This is a genomic window from Streptomyces sp. NBC_01525 (genome assembly GCF_045040405.1).
GTDB classification, from domain to species: domain Bacteria; phylum Actinomycetota; class Actinomycetes; order Streptomycetales; family Streptomycetaceae; genus Streptomyces; species Streptomyces benahoarensis.
The window spans coordinates 391478-410401 of sequence record NZ_CP109397.1; the positions used below are offsets into that span (position 1 = coordinate 391478).

Genomic DNA, 18924 nt, shown 5'->3' on the forward strand with positions numbered 1-18924 from the left:
GCTTGAATCGACAGGCATCAATGCAACCTGATCGGGGAGACCGTCATGTCCCGTGCCCAGCTCGCGCTCAACGTCGCCGACCTCGAAGCGTCGGTGACCTTCTACTCCAAGCTGTTCGGGGTCGAGCCCGCCAAGCAACGCCCCGGCTACGCCAACTTCGCGATCACCGCCCCGCCGCTGAAACTCGTTCTCATCGAGGGCGAGCCGGGTCAGGAAACCCGCCTGGACCACCTCGGCGTCGAGGTCGACACCGCCGAGGAAGTCGCCGCCGCCACCAACCGACTCAAGGGCGCCGGTCTCGCGACGTTCGAGGAGAACGACACCTCCTGCTGCTACGCCCTCCAGGACAAGGTCTGGGTCCACGGCCCCGGCAAGGAGCCCTGGGAGGTCTACGTCGTCAAGGCCGAGGCCGACCAGATGGGCAAGAGCGCCACCCTGGAGGGCGAAGGCTGCTGCGCTGCGCAGAGCGAGACCGTAGAAGCCGCAGTACCTGCGGGCTGCGCCTGCGGTAGCTGAGGCGCTCCGCGCGGTGGCGTCGGACCGGCGGGGCCTGACCGGCTCGCTCACTTCGCGTGGCTGATCGAGTACGGTATATGACGTGCTCGTGATGCGGTGTCGCTTCCGGTCGTCAGCGGCCACGGCGGTCGTCGCTGTGGTGCTGGCCGTCCTCGTGCACGTCCTGGCCTGCGCCCACGGGCCCGAGCTCGGACGCGCTGCCGGATCCGACTCACTGCCGGTTGCGGCGACGACTACGGTCCCGTCTGCCGAACCCGCCCCGGGCGCGGTGTCCGTGCTGGCCGTCGGGGAGCAGGGGCTGCGGTTCGCCGACTGCACGGGGGCGGATGACCCCAGCGTGCTGTCCCGGGACCCGGGGGCGCCGGCGGCGCCAGAGGTGTTGGCGCCCGTGGGTGCGGTGGACGGGGAGGCGTGTGCGGTTGCCGGGCGCGCAGCCCCAGCAGGAGGCGCGCCGAGGGATCACGACGATCAGCAACGGGTGCGGTCGGTGCTGGGGGTGTGGCGGACCTGATCAGGATGCACCGCACGGCATAAGGGGCCGGAGGGCTGGTACCCGTGGTTTGCCGTGGCGGTGTTCGTGGGTCCTGAACAGTCGTCACGAGCACGCGGCCCGCCGAACGGGTGGGGCCGTGGGAGACCTCACGCGATGAACCCTTTGCACACCACTGTCCCCTGTTCGCCTGCCCAGCTGCTGGCGCCCGGGGCTCCGGCCGCGTACACCCCTGCCGGACTGGTCGGCGACACCCCGATGCTGTGGGTCGGCGAGCCGTTCACCGCCGCCGGGCGCGGCTTCTGGGCCAAGCTCGAAGGCCACAATCCGGGCGGGATCAAGGACCGGACCGCGCTGTACATGGTGGCCCGGGCCCGCGAGCGCGGCGATCTGCTGCCCGGAGCACCGATCGTGGAATCCACCTCCGGGACTCTCGGCCTGGGACTGGCGCTGGCCGGGGTGACGTTCGGGCATCCGGTGGTGGTGGTCACCGACCCCGGCATGGAGCCGCTGATGCGCGGCCTGCTGACCGCGTACGGCGCCGAGCTGCATCTGGTGAGTGAGCCGCACACGATCGGGGGCTGGCAACAGGCCCGCCGGGACAGGGTCGACCAGTTGCTGATCGACCGTCCGGATGCATGGTGCCCGGATCAGTACCGCAACCCCGACAACGTGGCCGCCTACGCGCCCCTGGCGCACGAGCTGGTCGCGCAGCTCGGGCGGATCGACATCCTGGTGGTGAGCGTGGGCACCGGCGGGCACTCGGCCGGGATCGGCCGGGTGCTGCGCGGCTTCTTCCCTGCCGTGCGAATCGTGGGAGTGGACACCTGCGGCTCCACGATCTTCGGGCAACCCGCCGCACCACGGCTGATGCGGGGGCTGGGCTCCAGCATCTACCCGCACAACGTCGACTACGCCCTGTTCGACGAGGTCCACTGGGTCGCGGCGGGCGAGGCTGTCTGGGCCGCCCGCGCCCTGGCGAAATCCCGGTACGCGACGGGCGGGTGGAGCGTGGGCGCGGTCGCGCTGGTCGCCCGCCACCTCGCCGCCACCTCCCCCGCGGAGACGAAGATCGCTGCGGTCTTCCCCGACGGCCCGCAACGGTACGTCGGCACCGTCTTCGACGACGACTGGTGCCGCACCCACCAGCTGCTCGGCCAGAAACCGGCCGACGCCCCCGACGAGCTGGCACACCCGGGCGAGCAGGCCGTTGCCCACTGGAGCCGCTGCACGACGGTCCTCGATCCCCTCGCAGGGGCCGACCGGGAGACCACGGGTGAGCGCGGGCTGATGGGGGTGGCCCGGTGAAGACGCTGCTGGCCACGACGCGGAGCTTCACCCCGGCGGTGCGGCTGCTGATGGTGAACCAGTTCGCCATCAACCTCGCCTTCTACATGCTCATGCCCTACCTCGCCGCCCACCTGGCCGGCGAGCTGGGACTGGCCGCCTGGGCCGTCGGCCTCGTACTGGGGGTCCGCAACTTCTCCCAGCAGGGCATGTTCCTCATCGGCGGCACCATCGCCGACCGCTTCGGCTACAAAGCCCCCATCCTGGCCGGCTGCCTCCTGCGCACCGGCGGGTTCGCCCTGCTCGGATGGGTCGACAATCTGCCGGCCCTCATTGCCGCATCAGCGGCCACCGGCTTCGCGGGCGCCCTGTTCAACCCGGCCGTACGCGCCTACCTCGCCGTCGAAGCCGGAGAGCGGCGGGTGGACGCGTTCGCCGCGTTCAACGTCTATTACCAGGCCGGGATGCTGCTGGGCCCGCTGGTCGGCCTTGCCCTGCTGGCCGCCGACTTCCGCCTGGTGTGCACCGTCGCGGCCGCCATCTTCGCCGCCCTCACCCTGCTCCAGGCCCGTGCTCTGCCCGCCCGGCGTGCCACGGCCGCCAAGGACAGCGACGGCGCGGGCGGAGTGCTGGCGCAGTGGCGTCAGGTGGTGGCCAACCGGCCGTTCCTGCTGTTCTCGCTCGCGATGATCGGCTCCTACGTGCTGACCTTCCAGGTCTACCTGGCCCTGCCCATGGCCGCCGACGCCGCGCTCGGCTCCGACGGCACGAAGGTCACCAGCGGCCTGTTCGTGCTCTCGGCCGCGGTGGCGGTGACCGGGCAACTGAGGCTGACCGCCTGGGCGAAGGAGCGGTGGAGCCGTCCGCAGGCAATGGTGCGCGGGCTGGCCGCGATGGGCCTGGCCTTCACCCCGCTCGCGATCGCCCCCACGGGCCCGGGGGCGTGGCAGACCGCCATCGAGCTGACGGCGCTGGCGGCGGCCGTGGCCCTGCTGGCGGCGGGCAGCGCGGTGGTCTACCCGCTGGAGATGGACACGGTCGTGGCCTTGGCGGGCAACCGGCTCGTGGCCACGCACTACGGCCTCTACAACACCGTCTCCGGCCTCGGCATCACGCTGGGGAACCTGGCCACTGGAGCACTGTGGGACTTCGCCGCCGCTCGCCACGCGCTGTGGCTGACCTGGGCGGCCCTGACGGTGACCGGGCTGGGCTGTGCCGGCGCGGTGTTCGCGCTGGCCCGCACCGGCCGCATCGGCGCTCCGGCACCCGTGCCGGTGGCCGTCTGACCCGGGCGCTACGAGCGAACAACACTGTCAGTCGTGGGGCGGGAGGCCGCCGAGTTGGTGGTCGGCGGACCGGAGGGCCTCGTTGACCAGGCGCTTGATGTGTCCGTGCCGCAGGGCGTAGATCACCCGGCGGCCTTCCTTGCGGGTGGTGACCAGGCCAGCCAGGCGGAGGCGGGCCAGGTGCTGGCTGACCGCGGGCCGGGCGACTCCGCATGCTTCGGTGAGGGTCGTCACGTCCGCCTCGCCCTCGGCGAGATGTTCCAGGAGGGTCAGGCGGGTGCGGTCGGCCAGCAGCCCCAGGACCTCCGCGGCCACGGCGTACCGCTCGGCCTGCCTGCCTTCGTCTCGCTGTTGCGGGCCTTGCGCACCTGATAGGTGCATGCGTGCGCTCATACGCACATAATGATGGGGTGAGCGTCCGGTGTCCAACCGGTCTGCCTTGCCGACCTCTGATCCGGAAGGCGTGAGCCGTTGTGAGCGAGCAGAGCACTCCCCACAAGCCGCACCGCCACGACCACGGTGACCACGGTCATGCACAGCGTGCCCACCGGCACGACCACGGGCACGACGATCACGAGCACAGTGACGGTTCGGGCCGGTGGTCGCAGTTCAGGCACCAGGTCAGGCACCTGGTCAAGCCACACAGCCATGAGGCCGCGGACAAGGTCGACTCGGCGATGGAAACGTCCGCCGAGGGTATGAGGACGCTGTGGATATCCCTCGGCGTCCTGGGCCTCACCGCCGCTTTGCAGGCCGTCGTGGTGGTGCTGTCCGGATCGGTCGCACTGCTGGGCGACACCATCCACAACGCCGCCGACGCGCTCACCGCGCTCCCGCTCGGCGTCGCCTTCATCCTCGGACGCAGGGCGGCGACCCGCCGGTTCACCTACGGCTTCGGCCGCGCCGAAGACCTGGCCGGCATCTTCATCGTGCTCACCATCGCCGCCTCCTCCGCGCTGGCCGCCTGGACCACGATCGACCGGCTGCTGAACCCGCAGGAGATCAGCTACCTGCCCGCGGTCGCCGCCGCCGCACTGATCGGCTTCATCGGCAACGAGTGGGTGGCCCGCTACCGCATCACCGCCGGCAAGCGGATCGGCTCGGCGGCCCTGGTCGCCGACGGCCTGCACGCCCGCACCGACGGCTTCACCTCCCTCGCCGTCCTGCTCGGCGCCGGCGGCGCCGCACTCGGCTGGCGCCTGGCCGACCCGATCGTCGGCCTGCTCATCACCGTCGCGATCCTGGCCGTCCTCAAGGGCGCGGTCCGGGAGGTCTTCCGCCGTCTCATGGATGCGGTCGACCCCGCCCTGGTCGACACCGCCGAAACCGCCCTGCACCAGGTCGACGGCGTTCTGGAGGTCGGTGAGCTGCGGATGCGGTGGATCGGCCACCAGCTGCGGGCCGAGGTCGCCATCGTCGTGGCGGGCGATCTCAGCGTCCGCGACGCGCACCGGGTCGCCGTCGACGCCGAGCACGCCCTCCTGCACGCCGTCCCCCGGCTGACTGCCGCCCTCGTCCACACCGACCCCGCTGCCGGCCACGACGAGGCGGACCCGCATACGCCTCTGGCTCACCACCACGCCCACGCCTGACGGCCTCGGCACGAACCAGGTCCGCTCTACTGGGCGTATTCGATCCGATGCGGCGCTCGGGAGCCGCGCAGCTCCTTCAGGTCGGGGATGTGGTTGCAGGGGGTCCCGACGGAGACACCGAGGATCTTCACGATCGGCTCCACGCTGTTCTCCGGATTGGGCAGCGTGTCCTTGGGCTGGCGGAGCAGATCGTCGTTGAGACCCGCCGGACGCCCCTGGACGCCCTTCGCCGACAATGGCGACGTGGGATCGATTCCGCGTCCGCTCGCACTGCGAGGCCGTCTCCATCTCGCCCGCCCACTTCAACTGCCGAACTTTTCTTGGCAGTTGGCTATGAGTCCCTTTCCGTTCCGGCTACTTGCGGGCGTTGGCCTGCTCGTCCGCCGCAGTGGCTGTGGGGGGCTTCCCGTCCTGGAGCTGTTGAAGGCGCTTCAACGTCGCGGAGAGCATGACCTCCGCGCCCGAGGGGTCACCGCCGGTGGCGCCGTCGATCTTCACGCGGACGTTGGCCTTGCCGGAGCGGCTGTAGCCGTAGACGCTGTCCTCGCTCGCGCCGGGGTTGATCACAAGCGTGCTCTCGTCGCCCACGGGGTGCTTGGGGTCCTGCTGCTTGCTCGTCTCGTTGCCCTTCCATGCGGCGTAGGCGCTGTGCGCGTCCTTGGCCGAGCCGAAGAGGCAGATGTGGACGGATGCCATATTGAGTGTGGATCCGTTGTACTCGTAGGCGACGTCCGAGCCGCGGACCCATCCCTTCGGGGTGGAGTCGTCGTCCGTGGCGTTGCAGTACTGCCCTTCGGTTGTCGACTTGTCGCCGTGCAGGGAGTACCCCGGAAGCGTCTCGCCATCCCCCAGCAGCGCCTGGGTCAGGTCCGCCTGGGCGAGATCTTTCGTGATCGGCTTCGGGGCCGGGGAGGAGGCCGGCTTTGCGCCGCCCGAAGCAGAGTCCGGCTTGTCGCTGCTGGAGGAGCAGGCGGTGAGCGCGGCCATTCCGACGAGGACAGAGGCAAGGGCGACTCGAACACGTGACATGAGCACAGCCTATCCAGCTTGATCGTCAACGATCTTGGCCCGCCCGTGCAGGCCGGGGCGCCCTCCGTTCACGTTCGTCTTCCCAGACCTTGAAGAGGAGTTGAGGGTCTGTTCCACTGATCTGCGCGAAGCGGAGGATGAAGATCGCGCTGGGGAACTTCTTGCCGGACAGGAAGTCGGCGACGTCGCGGGAAGTGGATCCAGTCCTGTCGGCTACCGCTTCAGCCGTCAAGCGTGCCTGCGAGCAGATCCGCTCCAGGACCACTCCGATGTGATGCCGTGTCTGATGCATGGGCGCTCCGGGCGCGAGGAGTGTTCTGGGCGCCGCGCCGTGCGGCGCCCAGACCTTGTTCAGAGCTGTTGGTTCGAGTTGCTGTCGCAACTGTGCCGCTTCAGGTGCAGACACAGGAGTGCGAGGGTGGCGACTTCCTTGAGCCAGGATCCGCGCTCCTGGAACAGCAGCACATCCGCCTGGCTGGCCAGAATGCGCACGCAGTTCTCAAGGCAGGAGGCGCACGGCCACCTCCATGGCCTAGCGCGCGATCGGGCATGCCGTGGTTCACGTCGCCGTCGTCGGGGGGGGAGGGGGCCATTTACGTTCTTCTCCTTCGAGGGGGCGTCGGCAGGGACTCCGGCTGAGGTTGCGATCCGTAGGCCGGGTCCTGATGCCGCCCAGCTGAGTAGCTGAGTGCATCTGACGCTAAACGGAACGTGGCGAGATCCGTGGGGCGGATTCGAAGGCGCAGCCCCCGAACAGGGCCCGGATTAAAGGCCTACGTGGACGCGGGCGCTGATGCCCTCTACCCCGTCACCCTCTTCCGCCTCGCCACGGGCGCGGTCGAGGACGGACTGCGCACCCTCGCCGCGGAAGGTACCCAGGAGTCCCTGCTCCCCCGGATGCAGACCCGCTCCCGTCTCTACGAGGTGCTCGGCTACGAGGAGTACGCCACCTTCGACTCGGCCGTCTTCGACTTCACACTCCCGCCCGGCACCTGACCCGCACCGGAGGCCCGCCATGACCACCACCACGCCCGAGATCCACCGCGGTCTCGCCGGTGTCGTCGTCGACACCACCGCCATCTCCACGGTCATCCAGGAGACCAACTCCCTGACCTACCGCGGCTATGCGGTCCAGGACCTCGCCGCCCACTGCTCGTTCGAGGAAGTCGCGTACCTGCTCTGGTACGGCGAGTTCCCGGACACCCAGCAGCTGCACGAGTTCCGGGCCCGGGAGCGCGCCCTGCGACCGCTGGACCGCACCACCGCCGAACTGCTCGCCCGGCTGCCCGAAACCTGCCACCCCATGGACGTCCTGCGCACCGCCGTCAGCTTCTTCGGCTCCGAGGACCCCACCGAGGACGACGGCAGCACCGCCGCCAACCACGCGAAGTCACTCACGCTGCTGGCGAAGCTGCCGGTCGTGGTCGCCGCCGACCACCGCCGCCGGCAAGGACTCGCCCCCATCCAGCCCGACCCGTCCCTGGGCTACGCCGAGAACTTCTTCCACATGTGCTTCGGCGCCCTGCCCTCCCCCGAGGTCGTGCGCTGCTTCGAGATCTCCCTCATCCTCTACGCCGAACACAGCTTCAATGCCTCGACGTTCACCGCCCGCATCGTCACCTCCACCCTCTCCGACCTCTACAGCGCCGTGACCGCGGCGATCGGCGCGCTGAAGGGCCCGTTGCACGGCGGCGCCAACGAGGCCGTGATGCACATGCTCAACGAGATCGGCGATCCGCAATGGGCCGAGAAGTGGCTGGACGGGGCACTGGCCGACAAACGAAGGATCATGGGCTTCGGACACCGGGTCTACAAGCACGGCGACTCCCGCGTCCCGATCATGCAAGAGGCCACCGACCTGCTGGTCGCGAGTCCGGACGACGCGGACGCGGCCCGGCTGGCGGCCCTGCACTCCGCGCTTCGCCACGCGATGCTCAGCCGCAAGGGCATCCACCCCAACCTCGACTACCCCGCCGGGCTCGCGTATCACCTGATGGGGTTCGGCATTCCCACCTTCACCCCCCTCTTCGTGATGAGCCTGCGCGGGGAGGCTGACCGTGGCCGATGGTCCGTCGTCCGTTCCCTCATCGCCGGGACGCATGCACTGGGCACTTGACGATCGGCAAAACCGGCCGGGGGCAGTCGAGGCCCACTTGGAGGTGGCGATGAGAGTCGTGTTCGTGCACGTGCGTGCGTGCGTGCGTGACGGTTCGTGGTGGTGGCACCGCACCGCCGAGCTAATGCAGGAGCGAGGGGTGCCGAGCGTGGCCCCGGCGCTGCCGAGGCCCGGCGGCGTCGGCGGACCGGGGCTACCCGAGGATGTTGCCGCGGTACGGCAGGAGCTGCAGGCAGGCGACGAACCGACCATCCTGGTCGCCCACAGCTACGGCGGGATCGTCACTGCGGAGGCCGCTGCGGGAATCGGGGCGGTGCGCCACGTTTACCGCTCTATCTGGCACGGTGAGGGCCGCAGCCAGGAATGAGGACACATCAGGTGGGCGGCATCGCTGCAGCTCGTGGACGCTGTTGCCTCCGGAGAGCGCCAAGCTGGTGCAGTGGCCTGCTGGTGTGACACTCAGCCTCCGCTTTTCCGGCGCCGTGCGGAGCACCTCTGCCGGCTCTCCGCTCAGTCACCGAGTTCGGTCAGCCAGTTCAGGCCCGGGTGCCTGGTGTGAAGAGGCACTCGCCTCCCTTGGTGACCAACAGTCGAAGCGGGCGCCGGCCAACAGGTCTTTGTAGCGGACGCGGTCACCCCGGTCGGAGACCTCCACGTGTGGCAGGGCGGCGAGCCGGTCACGCATCCGCTCGGGGCTTTCATCCAGACCCGTACGGGCGGCCCGACGGTTGCACCAACAGGTGCATGCCCCGCAGCGGCCTCCCCCAACTCGTCCACCACGAGATCGACCACCTCGACAGGCTGCTGTACACGGCTCGTATGAGGATCGGTGTCGAACCGATCCCCCGTGGAGGAGTACCGGCAGACCGGCCGTGTCTGGGTGTACGACGGCGCCTGATGCACCCCGAAGTCGCCATTGCCTGGCTGACTCCGCCTATTCGTCCAGTATTCCGAGACACTCATTACGTAGGTGGTCTGGGTCTTCAGCGAATCGTTGAGCAACTTGGCGGCCCTGCTACGCAGGGCAGGCGATCACGGGCCGTCGGGGCGGGCCAGTCCGGTCTGGTAGGCGATGACGACGAGTTGGGCGCGGTCCCGGGCGCCGAGTTTGGTCATGGCGCGGTTGACGTGGGTTTTGGCGGTGAGCGACGTGACGTAGAGCCGTTCGGCGATGTCGTCGTTGGACAGGCCGGCTGCGACCAGGGTGACGACCTCATGTTCTCGCGGGGTGAGGGGGGCCAGTTGTGGCGGCGTGTTCGGGCCGGGCGGGGTGGGTTGGGACAGGAAGCGGTTGACCAGGGATCGGGTCGCGGCTGGTGAGAGCAGGGAGTCCCCTGCGGCGACGACCCTGATGGCGTCCAGGAGTTCGTCGGGGTTGATGCCTTTGCCGAGGAATCCGCTGGCGCCGGCGCGTAGGGCTTCGGCGACGTATTCGTCGTTCTCGAAGGTGGTCAGTATGAGGATCTTGACGCCTGCGAGGTTCTCGTCCTCGGTGATGAGTCTGGTGGCGGCGAGGCCGTCGAGGTCGGGCATCCGGATGTCCATGAGGATCAGGTCGGCGCGGTGGCTGCGGGCCAGCTCGACGGCCTCGCGTCCCGTGGCGGCTTCGGCGACCACTTCCATGTCGGCGGCGGAGTCGACGAGTATGCGGAAGGTGCCGCGCAGCAGGGCCTGGTCGTCGGCGAGGAGGACACGGATGGTCATGGTCAGCCCTTTCGGCGGCCGCGGAGCGGCAGTTCGGCGTTGATCCGGAACCCTCCGGCGGGGCGTGGTCCGGCGGTGAGGGTGCCGCCTGCGGCTTTGGCCCGCTCGTGCATCCCGATCATTCCGTGTCCAGTGCCGGTGCCAGTGCCTTGGGTTTCGTCGGTGGTTGTGGTGGCGGGTGTGTTGCCGCTGCTGATTCCCGGGGTGCTGGGGCCGTCATCTTCGACGGCGATCCGCAGGGCGTCAGCGCGGTAGTCCAGGTGGACCCGTGCCGATACGAGGCCGGCGTGCTTGCGGGTGTTGGTCAGGGCTTCCTGGATGATCCGGTAGGCCGTCAGATCGGTGATCGCTGGCAGCTCGCCCGGTTGCCCGGTGCGTTCGGGGGTGACGTCGAGACCGGAGTGGCGGAAGGAATCCAGCAGAGCGTCGAGATCGGCGAGGCCGGGAGCGGGTTCGCAGGGCGCGGCTGGGTCGTCGCTGTAGCGGAGCAGTCCTACGGTGGCGCGTAGCTCGTCCAGTGCCGCCCGGCTGGTGTCCCGGATACGTTCGAGCGCTTGGTAGGCATGGTCGGGCTCGGTGCGCATCAGGTGGTGGGCGACGCCTGCCTGGGCGTTGACCAGGGTGATGTGGTGGGCGACGACGTCGTGGAGCTCCCGGGCGATGCGGAGGCGCTCTTCGGTGACGCGGCGCCGGGCCTCCTCCTCCCTGGTGCGCTCGGCCTGTTCAGCTCGCTCCAGGGCGGAGTCGAGCAGTTGGCGGCGGCTGCGGACGGCGTCGCTGCTGGCCACCGCGAGGCCCAGCCCGGCGATCAGGGCCAGGTGTTGCCAGAGGTTCTCCAGGCCCGGACGGCAGATCAGCGAGGCAACGACGAGCACTGCCGTCGCGCACGCGCCGACTCGCCGGGCAGTGCGCCGGTTGGTGCGTATCGCCACTGAGTAGAGCGCGACCGCGGTGCAGACTGGCGACGGCCCGGGGAGGGAGAAGAGCAGGAACTGGACGACGCTCACGGTCAGGGTCGCCGCCAGCACCTGAAACGGCCAGCGGCTGCGGGCGAGCAGCGGCACGCAGGCGATCGCCAGGGCACCAATGGGCCAGGTCACCGGGGTCCCGTGGACGAAGGAGCCTGCTACCGCCACCGGGGTGGACAAGACGAAGCAGCTGACCGCGACGGCCAGATCACGCATCCACGGCTGGACCAGCAGCGACTTCCTGAGCCGTTCGAACATCTGCACCCCTTTACCTTACGTAGTCCGGCCGGACCGGCTGATGACGCCGTTCCGGCCCTGCGGTGCTCGCCGGCCTCTTGCCATCCGCTCCCCCCGCACCCAGGACATCCAGACGAGGCATGCCTCCTTCCTCGTCGGCCGAGGTCCGGCCTCGACCAGAGATCACACCTGGTCGAGGCCGGACCGTACCGGACCGCACGGGTCGCCCCTCGCCTGCGTCAGATCTTCCAGCGCGGCGCGCAGGCCCGCCCGGTGACGGTTGTCAGTTCGCTGCCACTGCCACGATCTGGTCCTCGTGTGCCAGCAGTTGCTGCAGCTGCATCCTCTCGGCGTGCAGGCCCTCGAAGAGCGCGGCCCGCAGTTCCTCGGGGAGCGAACCGATCGAGTACTTCGTCAGACGCGATGCGTCGCACCATTCGAGGAGCCCACGGTCCGCAAACCACCGCAGGAGCAGGTCATCGAGGTGCGCACTGCCGCGAAGCCAGTCCAGGGCGGTGTTGGGGTGAGGCGCGGCGACGCATATCCCGTTCTTCTGCGCGTCGTCTTCGTATGTTGCCTCGACGTGGGCGGCGAAGGCGGCGCTGAACACCTGCTGGCACGGGACGAGCGCCTGCAACGTGATGTGGGAGCCACTGAACATCGGCACCACCGGCCGCGCCTCAAGGCCGTCCGCGGTGCAGTCGATGTAGAGGGTTCCGGGGCCCGCGGGGACGGTCGCGCCGTCGAGCTCCACCGCATCGGGGCCGATGCGCCGGACCCTGCCGTGGCGGACGATGTCGGTGATCCGCCGGAGCTGTTCAAGTTCGGTCCGGCTGACGGTCGCGCAGCGATACGCCGTCGGCGTGACGTCCGAAGACAGCCTCAGCAGGAGCCCGCGCTCTTCCAGCCGCTGAAAGAGCTCCTCGACCGTGCGGGATTCGAGCACCGCGCGGATGCGAGCGGTGAACGACTCGGCATCGCTCGCGGCGGACTCCGATCCGGGCTGGATCTGAGCACGGTCGAGCAGCCACGAGTCGCGCGGCATGATCCAGGTGATGCCGGACGGGTCGACGCCATGCTGCAGAAGCCACAGGCACGCGTCGATGCCCGTCTTCCCCGCTCCCACCACGGTGTAGTGCGACGCCTGCTGTTCCAGGGCCGGCAGCAGGTTGGGAGTGATCAGCCCGACCCCGGAAGCCACCTCATACTTCGGCGGGCACATCGCGGGAACCGTGACGTTCATGTAGGTGGCGTCCACGGTCCGCCGACGCACGCGGATGTCGAACTCGCCACCGGTGACGACGGAGTGACACCGCTGGACATCCGGTCGCGCCGGATCCGCGCCATCGTAATGGGACATGGGGAAGTACGAGACGCGACCGCTGGGCAGGAGAGTTTTGCGCATCACCTGGTCGAAATAGGTGAGGATCTCATCGGACGACGCCAGCTCGTGAAGCCCTGCATTCCAGCCGTGCTGGTCCACTTCACCTGTGCCCAATTCACGGGAATTGACACCGTAGAACGACGAAGGCTGATGCAGGCGCACGAACGGGTAGGCGACCGTCCAGTGGCCACCGGGCTGCCCGTAGCGATCGACGATGGCCACGGTCGCGTCCGTCTCGGCCAACAGAGTGTCGGCGAAGGCCAGGCCCATGGCTCCAGCCCCGACGATCAGGTAGTCAACCTCTATTGTTTCCCGCTCTGACATCGTATTCCCTCTCTCTTGTATGGGTGCAAACTCGCAATTGCGCTGGCAAATTGACGTCTTCGTCGCCGCTCACCAGTGCTTTTTCTCCGCTGTGTGCCCGTGCGTACACGGCAGGACAGCGACCCGTCTCGTCAGGACTCGCGTCCGAAGGCGGCTCGCAGCTCGGAGACGAAGAGATGCGGAACCTCAAGGGAGGGGAAGTGCCCGCCACGGTCCAGGGAATTCCAGTAGCGCAGGTCCTCAAAGCGCGCCTCGACCCAGGCGCGGGGCGCTCGGAACGGCTCCTTCGGGAACCTCGACACCGCCGACGGGACAGTCACCGGAGTGAAGTTCCGGGGTGGCAGGCTCTCCCAGTACAACCGCGCCGACGACGCGCCGCACGCGCCGAACCAATAGATCGCGGCATTGTCCAGCAGCCGCTGACGAGGCACCGCGTTCTCCGGGTGCCCGTCGCAGTCGGTCCAGCCCTGGAACTTCTCCACGATCCAGGCGAGTTGCCCGGCCGGGGAATCGGTCAGGCCGTACCCGAGCGTCTGGGGGCGCGTCGACTGCACAGTCATGTACCCGCGCTCGGCCGCCAGCACTTTCCTGGTCGCAGCCAGGTCCGCGCGCTCGGCTTCGCCGAGATCGTCCTCGGTGAACCCCAAGGGCGGCTGGACCGGCGGCATCGTCGTGTGCAGCGCCTCGACGCGGTCAGGGTGACGGACCCCCAGCGCCGTCGTCACGAACGCACCCCAGTCGCCGCCCTGGGCAAGGAAACGCTCATAGCCGAGCCGGGTCATCAACTCGGCCCAGGCATCGGCAATACGCTCGATCCCCCAGCCCGCCCCAACCGGCTTGTCGGAGAAACCGAAACCCGGCAACGAAGGCACCACCACGTGAAACGCGGGCTCACCGGCCGGCGGATCGGCCAGCTCGTCGAGAATATCGAGGAACTCCACCACCGAACCGGGCCACCCATGAGTCATCAGCAGGGGCCGCGCATCCGCACGAGGGGAACGGACGTGCAGAAAATGAATCCCCAGCCCGTCGATCACCGTGCGCCACTGACCGCGGTCATTGAGCTCGGCTTCGAGCCGGCGCCAGTCATACTCTTCGAGCCAGTACCGGCACAACTCCCCGACGTAGGAACGCGGAATCCCCTGTGACCAGTCATCGACCGTCTCCGCCTCGGGAAGCCGGACACGACGCAAACGGTCGCGCACATCCTCCAGCGCTTCGTCGGAAACGCCGAGCACAAAGGGCACGACGGTATCGGAATCAACCACAATTACTCTCTCCCCCGCATCGCAGACACAGCGGCGATACGGTCGTTGCGTTCTTGCATTACCAGAAGCCGCTTTTGCGTATACACGGCACAAGGGAGACCGGAGCGGGTTCGCTCGCGCATACCCGTAGGCCCCGCCCCGAAGTCAGGAAGCCGGCGACGTCAGGCCGACCGCTCGGCGACGATCTACTCCACCGCGGGAGTTGGCGCATCCGGCGCACTGTGAACGGGCCGATGAGCAACCGCCGGAACCAGGTGCTCTCCGGCGGGCCCCTCATAACGAACTTCCCCGGTGCAGGCGATGGCGTCGGGGAATCGTGCGCCGCGTCCCCGCCGATGCCTACCGGGCAGCGGTTCGCGCCGAATCGCGGGGTCGGCCACAGCCGTCAAGCGGTCGTGACTGCCACAGCGGTGCCCTCCAAGGACACGCCGGTAGACGCGCCAACCCAGCAGTGCGCTGAGCGCGATGACAACCGGCCCGAGGACATCAACCGCTCCGAGGGCGACGGTCTGGCCGGACAGGAACAGCGGGATCTGGACCGCCAGCATCTTGAGATTCCCGGCGAAGACAACCAAGTTGCCTCTGGTGAAGGCCCAACGGCGCACCCTGCACCGGCGCCAGCCGCTCCCCTCCTTCGTGATCAGCCCCACCACCACGCCCATCGGCGGCCATCCGAGCAACAGCATCACGGCCGACACCACGGCCATCACGGCGTGCAGCATCAGACTCGGCAGGAAGAAGCTGGTGGCCTGCCCGGTCCCTGCGGCCAGAGCACCCGCAACACACACAAGGCCGAGGGCCCCGAGGGCGCCCCACACCGGCTCCCTGCGCGCCGCTCGGTAGACGCAGACCGCGGCCCCGGCCACGCAGGCGAGCGCCAGCGCAACGGCAATCCGGTGAGTGAGCGCGAAGCTCAGGGTGAATCCGAAAACGGGCACAACATTGACCACTGCATTGCGTAGCCGATGGCGCATGGCGGCCCGGATCGCATCCTCGCCACCGGCTTCGCGGTGTACTGCAGGGTCCACAACTGCTCCAGGCTCCTCGACAGATTGCTGCTCACTTCGCCGCTTGCGGCACTGACTACCGTGCCGTCTCGCCCCGAGGCTGTCGTTGTGCGCCCGCAGACTCTTGATCTACCGCAAGCGCAGTACGAGGTCTTCAGCGCCTACCACCAGCGCAGACGCCGACCACATGTCACCTGGACTCGGCAGTCGCGCCGTCAGCCGGATGCAGCCGCCGCTTCGGGGCGGCAGGCCGCGGGCGCGAGGGGGGCAGCCCCTGTAGACGCCCTCGATGTACCGGCCCTGTTCCATCAGGGTCCGGAGCCAGTCCTGGGCGTCCGTTCGGTCGGCGCCTTGGGAGCGTCGCAGGTACACGGCCTGGAAGGCGTCGCGCACGCCGGGCACCATACGGGCGCCGTCGCCAGGACGTGGACCCGGGCTCCGGTGTTCACCAGCTCCCACACTTCGTCGGCCTCGGCGGTGAGGCGGTCCTGCACGAAGCGCCGGCCGTCGACGGGGGCCTCGCTGAAGGCAGGACGCAGGGCGACCGCGCCGGCCCGTTCGGCGGCGTGCAGCTCGTCGGCGTGCAGGTAGTCGGCGTCGGTTTGCGTTCGGGGAAGCCGCCGAAGGACGTGAGATCGTCGCGACGGAATACTGAGCAGCAACCCGAGCACAGCATGGGGCTATTGGCGCGGAGCCTGGATGGGCGGAGTCAACGGGAGCCGAAGGGACACCGAGCCCACCACCTGACCGGGTTGAGGCGCTCAAGCGCGTACAGCTGTTCCCAGGTGCTCGTGTCCAGCACGCCGACCTCTCCCACTCCAGGCTGTGGAGTCAATGGGTACCGCGAAGGTGAGCTCCTCACCGGAGGAGACGAACGCAGGAGGGTCCGCGTTCTAGCCGTGACACACTCAAGGCACAGCGTTGCCTACCAGTCCGCAACAACGGTCACTTCCGCGGGCGACCGACTCATGGCCGCCCAAGAGCGAGGCCGCCGACCAAGCCTCAGCCCCCTTCATTCCCTCCGGCAACGCTCTGACACGAGCGAACGACTGCGTGGTCGGCCACAATCGGGGCATCGTGTGCATCCAGCTGGCTCGTGAGCAGGCCAGTCACAGTGCGAGGCAAAGACAGGGGTCCGCAGCCAAGTCAAAACCGGTGCCAGCGCTTCAACTCCGTCCTCAGCCATTGCCGGAGCTCTCTGACCTGGGCTAACGTCCTCCGGACCGATACCACTTTCCTCGGAACTTCGCAGGGGCCAGGTTCGCCGTCCTGTCGGCGGAAAACCCTCAACCTCCACGACCACCTCGCGGCATACGCCCCCAAGCGCCCCGGCGCCTACCTCCGCATCTCCTCCGACCGCTTCGGCCTCGAAACCGGCGTCGACCGCCAGCTCGAAGACGCCCAAGACACCCGCGCCCGCCTACGCTGGGGACCATTCGCCAAGATCTACCGGGAAAACGACACCTCAGCCTTCAAGAAGCGCAAGGTCATCAAGCCCGACGGCTCCATCGACTGGATCGTCCTGCGCCCCGAATTCCGTCAGCTCCTGGCCGACCTCGCCAACGGTGTCATCGACGGCGTGATCTTCTACGACCTCGACCGGCTCGTCCGTCAACCCCGGGATCTCGAAGACCTCATCGACATCGTCGAATACGTCAAGCGCCCGGTCACCGGCGCCACCAGCGGCCGCATGAACCTCATCAACGACAGCGACCACCACATGGCTCGCATGATGTGCGTGATGGCGCTCAAGTCCTCCGAGGACACCGCTCGCCGCGTCGCCCGCCAACACCTCTCCGCCGCCCAGAACGGACTCGCCCAAGGCCGCATCGCCTACGGCTGGGTCCGCAAAGGCGAGCGTAAGGGGCAGCTCGTCCCGAACGAGGCTCCCGTGTTGCTTGTCGGCTCACAGCACAGATCACGCATTGTGTCACGTGAGCAACAACCTTGACATGCAGGGCCATTGAGTGCGTCGCGTTTATGAGCGAAGCGGTGGCGGCCTTTCCGCCCGGTGGTCATGATGCCTTCATGACCACCGGACGCGGAGAGTCTTTGGAACTCCTCGGTCCGGCCCTCCAACTACTCTGCGCGCAGAGAGACGCACCAGGCTGCGATATTCGAGCAGTACAAGCTGGGCGTGGAGATGGCCGACCGGGTCAGTGTGCGGCGCAACCTCGCCAACACGTTCTTCCTCCCCCTCAACAGCATGGTCTCCGCGGTCGTCGCCGGGACCTCTGCCGACCTGGCAACGCGGGCTCCGGGCTGGCTGCTGCCGACAGCTCTCATGGTCCTGCTGGGACAGTGCGCGGCGTGGGCGGTGATGGTGCGCTCCCACCGGCAGCTCAACGCTGCCATGTTCAAGGTTGTGCACATCCCGCTGGCCTACGTGGAGCAGTGGGTGCTCGTGATCTACTGCGCCGCATACCTCGTAGGGTTCATGGCACTCGCGATCTGACTCGGGTGCCCTCATGACGACATTCCGCGGATTCACATCAAGGTCACGGACCCGAGAGGATCGCGTCATCGGCCGGACCCTCGTCGTGATCGGCCTCATCTGGCGCCTCGCCGTCGCCGCCTACGGCATCGGAGTTTTCCTCCAGCTCATCCTGGCCGACTGCCTGTCGTCCTGGTGGACAATCACCCTCCACACCACCGTGCTGCTGGTGTGCCTGCGACTGTCCAATGTCGGCCGCCGGATCGCGCGCCACGGACGCCGGTACCTCACGCCGGTCATCCATTCCGTGGCGGACATGAGCGACGACCCGTTCGTGCTGTATCTGCGTCCGTTCGCCGCCGATGCGGACGGAGCGTCCATGGCACAGCAACCCGAGGTCCCCTGGCCCCCCGTGGGCTTCATCACCTCAGGGCTCACCTTGGAGGAGCAACTCGGTCGGCTGTTGCGGGAGTTCGGCGTCCTGATCGCGGTGGGTCAACCAGGTGAGCAGCTCCCCTACGCGGGCGCACACCGCACCTATCTGCCACTGAACGACTGGCAGGACACCGTACGCGAGCTGATGCTGCGCGCGCGGCTGGTCGTGCTCGTCGCGGGGCCGGGTCCCGGAACGATCTGGGAGTACGCGGAGGCGATCCGTCTCCTTCCCCCTTGCCACCTCCTCCTGGCCGTCTACCACGGCCCCGAGATCTACGAAGCGTTCCGGCAACTGTCGGAAACGGCATTCGAGCAACAACAGGGCGAGCTTTCCTTACAGATGGGGACCTCTGGGTTGCCACCGGCACTGCCGGACTACCCGAAGCCCACGGAATCGGGCACGCGGGACTACGCACTCAAGGGTGTCGTCCACTTCGACTCGGAATGGGGATCGCACTTCATACGCTTCGATCCGGCCAAGGGATGTGTGATGCGCAGCCGAGCAGCCACCAGCAGGGCGGTCCGCCAAGCGCTGCGTCCCGCGTTGAAGGCGATCCGACTCGACGGCGAAACGAGCTGATGCCGCATGGAGATGCCGAGGCCCTTCTTCGCCGGTGGCGGTCCGGATCAGTGACGGTCGTGTACCGGTGCCGCAGAAATCGCCTGACGGGCTCCAATGCGGACAACGTCCGGCGGACCCGCCGAGGTTGTCGTCTGGACGCCGAATTTTGCAGGGCCTCAGTATACCGGGGCCGGTGGCCTCGGCGGCGGTACTGGCTGACCGTCGCGAGCTGCTCCGCGGGACCCGCAGGCATGGCCGCAGCCGGCGCCGGCTTCCGCTGCCCCA

The 18924-nt window shown here is 68.4% G+C and carries 19 protein-coding genes and 1 pseudogene; 10 read left to right on the plus strand and 10 right to left on the minus strand.

From position 1 onward, the window contains the following. The first annotated feature begins 45 nt into the window (after window positions 1-45). The 3 genes from OG422_RS01765 (at window position 46) to OG422_RS01775 (ending at window position 3579) form a co-directional block, all read left to right on the plus strand. Window positions 46-516 carry an ArsI/CadI family heavy metal resistance metalloenzyme gene (locus tag OG422_RS01765; protein ID WP_405738861.1) on the plus strand — a complete coding sequence of 157 codons (471 nt, stop codon included), beginning with the start codon at window positions 46-48 and terminating at the stop codon, window positions 514-516. 646 nt (window positions 517-1162) lie between these two features. After that, window positions 1163-2314 (plus strand): PLP-dependent cysteine synthase family protein, encoded by a 1152-nt coding sequence (locus OG422_RS01770; RefSeq protein WP_405738864.1) that lies wholly within the window; start codon window positions 1163-1165, stop codon window positions 2312-2314. Window positions 2315-2364: 50 nt separating this feature from the next. After that, entirely contained in the window at window positions 2365-3579 is a 1215-nt protein-coding gene (locus OG422_RS01775; RefSeq protein WP_405747596.1) for an MFS transporter, read from the plus strand. Window positions 3580-3606: 27 nt separating this feature from the next. On the opposite strand, the gene OG422_RS01780 is transcribed toward OG422_RS01775, so the two are convergent. Then, on the minus strand, window positions 3607-3972 hold the full coding sequence (locus OG422_RS01780; RefSeq protein WP_143942234.1) for a metalloregulator ArsR/SmtB family transcription factor: 366 nt from the start codon (window positions 3970-3972) through the stop codon (window positions 3607-3609). An 80-nt stretch (window positions 3973-4052) separates the two neighbouring features. Here OG422_RS01780 and OG422_RS01785 point away from each other — a divergent pair, with 80 nt between their 5' ends. Beyond that, entirely contained in the window at window positions 4053-5171 is a 1119-nt protein-coding gene (locus OG422_RS01785) for a cation diffusion facilitator family transporter (RefSeq protein WP_405738869.1), read from the plus strand. 26 nt (window positions 5172-5197) lie between these two features. Here OG422_RS01785 and OG422_RS01790 read toward each other — a convergent pair whose 3' ends face one another. From OG422_RS01790 to OG422_RS01805, 4 genes are all read right to left on the minus strand, one after another. After that, window positions 5198-5407, minus strand: coding sequence for a hypothetical protein (locus OG422_RS01790; RefSeq protein WP_405738872.1), 210 nt, complete (start codon window positions 5405-5407; stop codon window positions 5198-5200). Window positions 5408-5525: 118 nt separating this feature from the next. Then, window positions 5526-6200, minus strand: a complete 675-nt coding sequence (locus tag OG422_RS01795) for a hypothetical protein (protein ID WP_405738874.1) — start codon at window positions 6198-6200, stop codon at window positions 5526-5528. 25 nt (window positions 6201-6225) lie between these two features. Then, window positions 6226-6492: a helix-turn-helix domain-containing protein gene (locus OG422_RS01800; protein WP_405738876.1), complete on the minus strand. Its 267-nt coding sequence runs from the start codon at window positions 6490-6492 to the stop codon at window positions 6226-6228. Between the two features lie 59 nt (window positions 6493-6551). Continuing rightward, on the minus strand, window positions 6552-6692 hold the full coding sequence (locus OG422_RS01805) for a hypothetical protein (protein WP_405738879.1): 141 nt from the start codon (window positions 6690-6692) through the stop codon (window positions 6552-6554). A gap of 303 nt (window positions 6693-6995) precedes the next feature. Here OG422_RS01805 and OG422_RS01810 point away from each other — a divergent pair. From OG422_RS01810 to OG422_RS01820, 3 genes and pseudogenes are all read left to right on the plus strand, one after another. Continuing rightward, a pseudogene (locus tag OG422_RS01810) lies at window positions 6996-7196 on the plus strand (methylisocitrate lyase); the annotation flags it as partial. 19 nt (window positions 7197-7215) lie between these two features. Next, entirely contained in the window at window positions 7216-8316 is a 1101-nt protein-coding gene (locus OG422_RS01815) for a bifunctional 2-methylcitrate synthase/citrate synthase (protein ID WP_405738882.1), read from the plus strand. 49 nt (window positions 8317-8365) lie between these two features. Continuing rightward, window positions 8366-8683: an alpha/beta fold hydrolase gene (locus tag OG422_RS01820; RefSeq protein WP_405738885.1), complete on the plus strand. Its 318-nt coding sequence runs from the start codon at window positions 8366-8368 to the stop codon at window positions 8681-8683. A gap of 665 nt (window positions 8684-9348) precedes the next feature. Here the strand turns inward: OG422_RS01820 and OG422_RS01825 are convergent. The 5 genes from OG422_RS01825 to OG422_RS01845 form a co-directional block, all read right to left on the minus strand. Then, window positions 9349-10020, minus strand: a complete 672-nt coding sequence (locus OG422_RS01825) for a response regulator (protein WP_405738888.1) — start codon at window positions 10018-10020, stop codon at window positions 9349-9351. A 2-nt stretch (window positions 10021-10022) separates the two neighbouring features. Beyond that, a complete protein-coding gene (locus tag OG422_RS01830) occupies window positions 10023-11246 on the minus strand; it encodes a sensor histidine kinase (protein ID WP_405738891.1) in 1224 nt (407 codons plus the stop codon). A 262-nt stretch (window positions 11247-11508) separates the two neighbouring features. Next, complete coding sequence (locus OG422_RS01835; protein WP_405738894.1) at window positions 11509-12933, minus strand: NAD(P)-binding protein; 1425 nt, start codon at window positions 12931-12933, stop codon at window positions 11509-11511. A gap of 131 nt (window positions 12934-13064) precedes the next feature. Beyond that, window positions 13065-14204 (minus strand): epoxide hydrolase family protein, encoded by a 1140-nt coding sequence (locus OG422_RS01840; RefSeq protein WP_405747598.1) that lies wholly within the window; start codon window positions 14202-14204, stop codon window positions 13065-13067. Window positions 14205-14386: 182 nt separating this feature from the next. Next, complete coding sequence (locus OG422_RS01845; RefSeq protein WP_405738897.1) at window positions 14387-15229, minus strand: DUF3159 domain-containing protein; 843 nt, start codon at window positions 15227-15229, stop codon at window positions 14387-14389. Window positions 15230-16304: 1075 nt separating this feature from the next. Between OG422_RS01845 and OG422_RS01850 the strand changes: the two genes are divergently transcribed. The 3 genes from OG422_RS01850 to OG422_RS01860 all read left to right on the plus strand — a co-directional run bounded on the left by OG422_RS01850 (window position 16305) and on the right by OG422_RS01860 (window position 18657). Beyond that, the gene (locus OG422_RS01850) at window positions 16305-17159 is read left to right on the plus strand and encodes a recombinase family protein (RefSeq protein ID WP_405738899.1); all 855 of its coding nucleotides are present in this window, start codon (window positions 16305-16307) and stop codon (window positions 17157-17159) included. Between the two features lie 186 nt (window positions 17160-17345). Then, a complete protein-coding gene (locus OG422_RS01855; RefSeq protein WP_405738902.1) occupies window positions 17346-17663 on the plus strand; it encodes a hypothetical protein in 318 nt (105 codons plus the stop codon). Between the two features lie 85 nt (window positions 17664-17748). Further along, window positions 17749-18657 carry a hypothetical protein gene (locus OG422_RS01860; protein ID WP_405738905.1) on the plus strand — a complete coding sequence of 303 codons (909 nt, stop codon included), beginning with the start codon at window positions 17749-17751 and terminating at the stop codon, window positions 18655-18657. Window positions 18658-18924 lie beyond the last annotated feature (267 nt).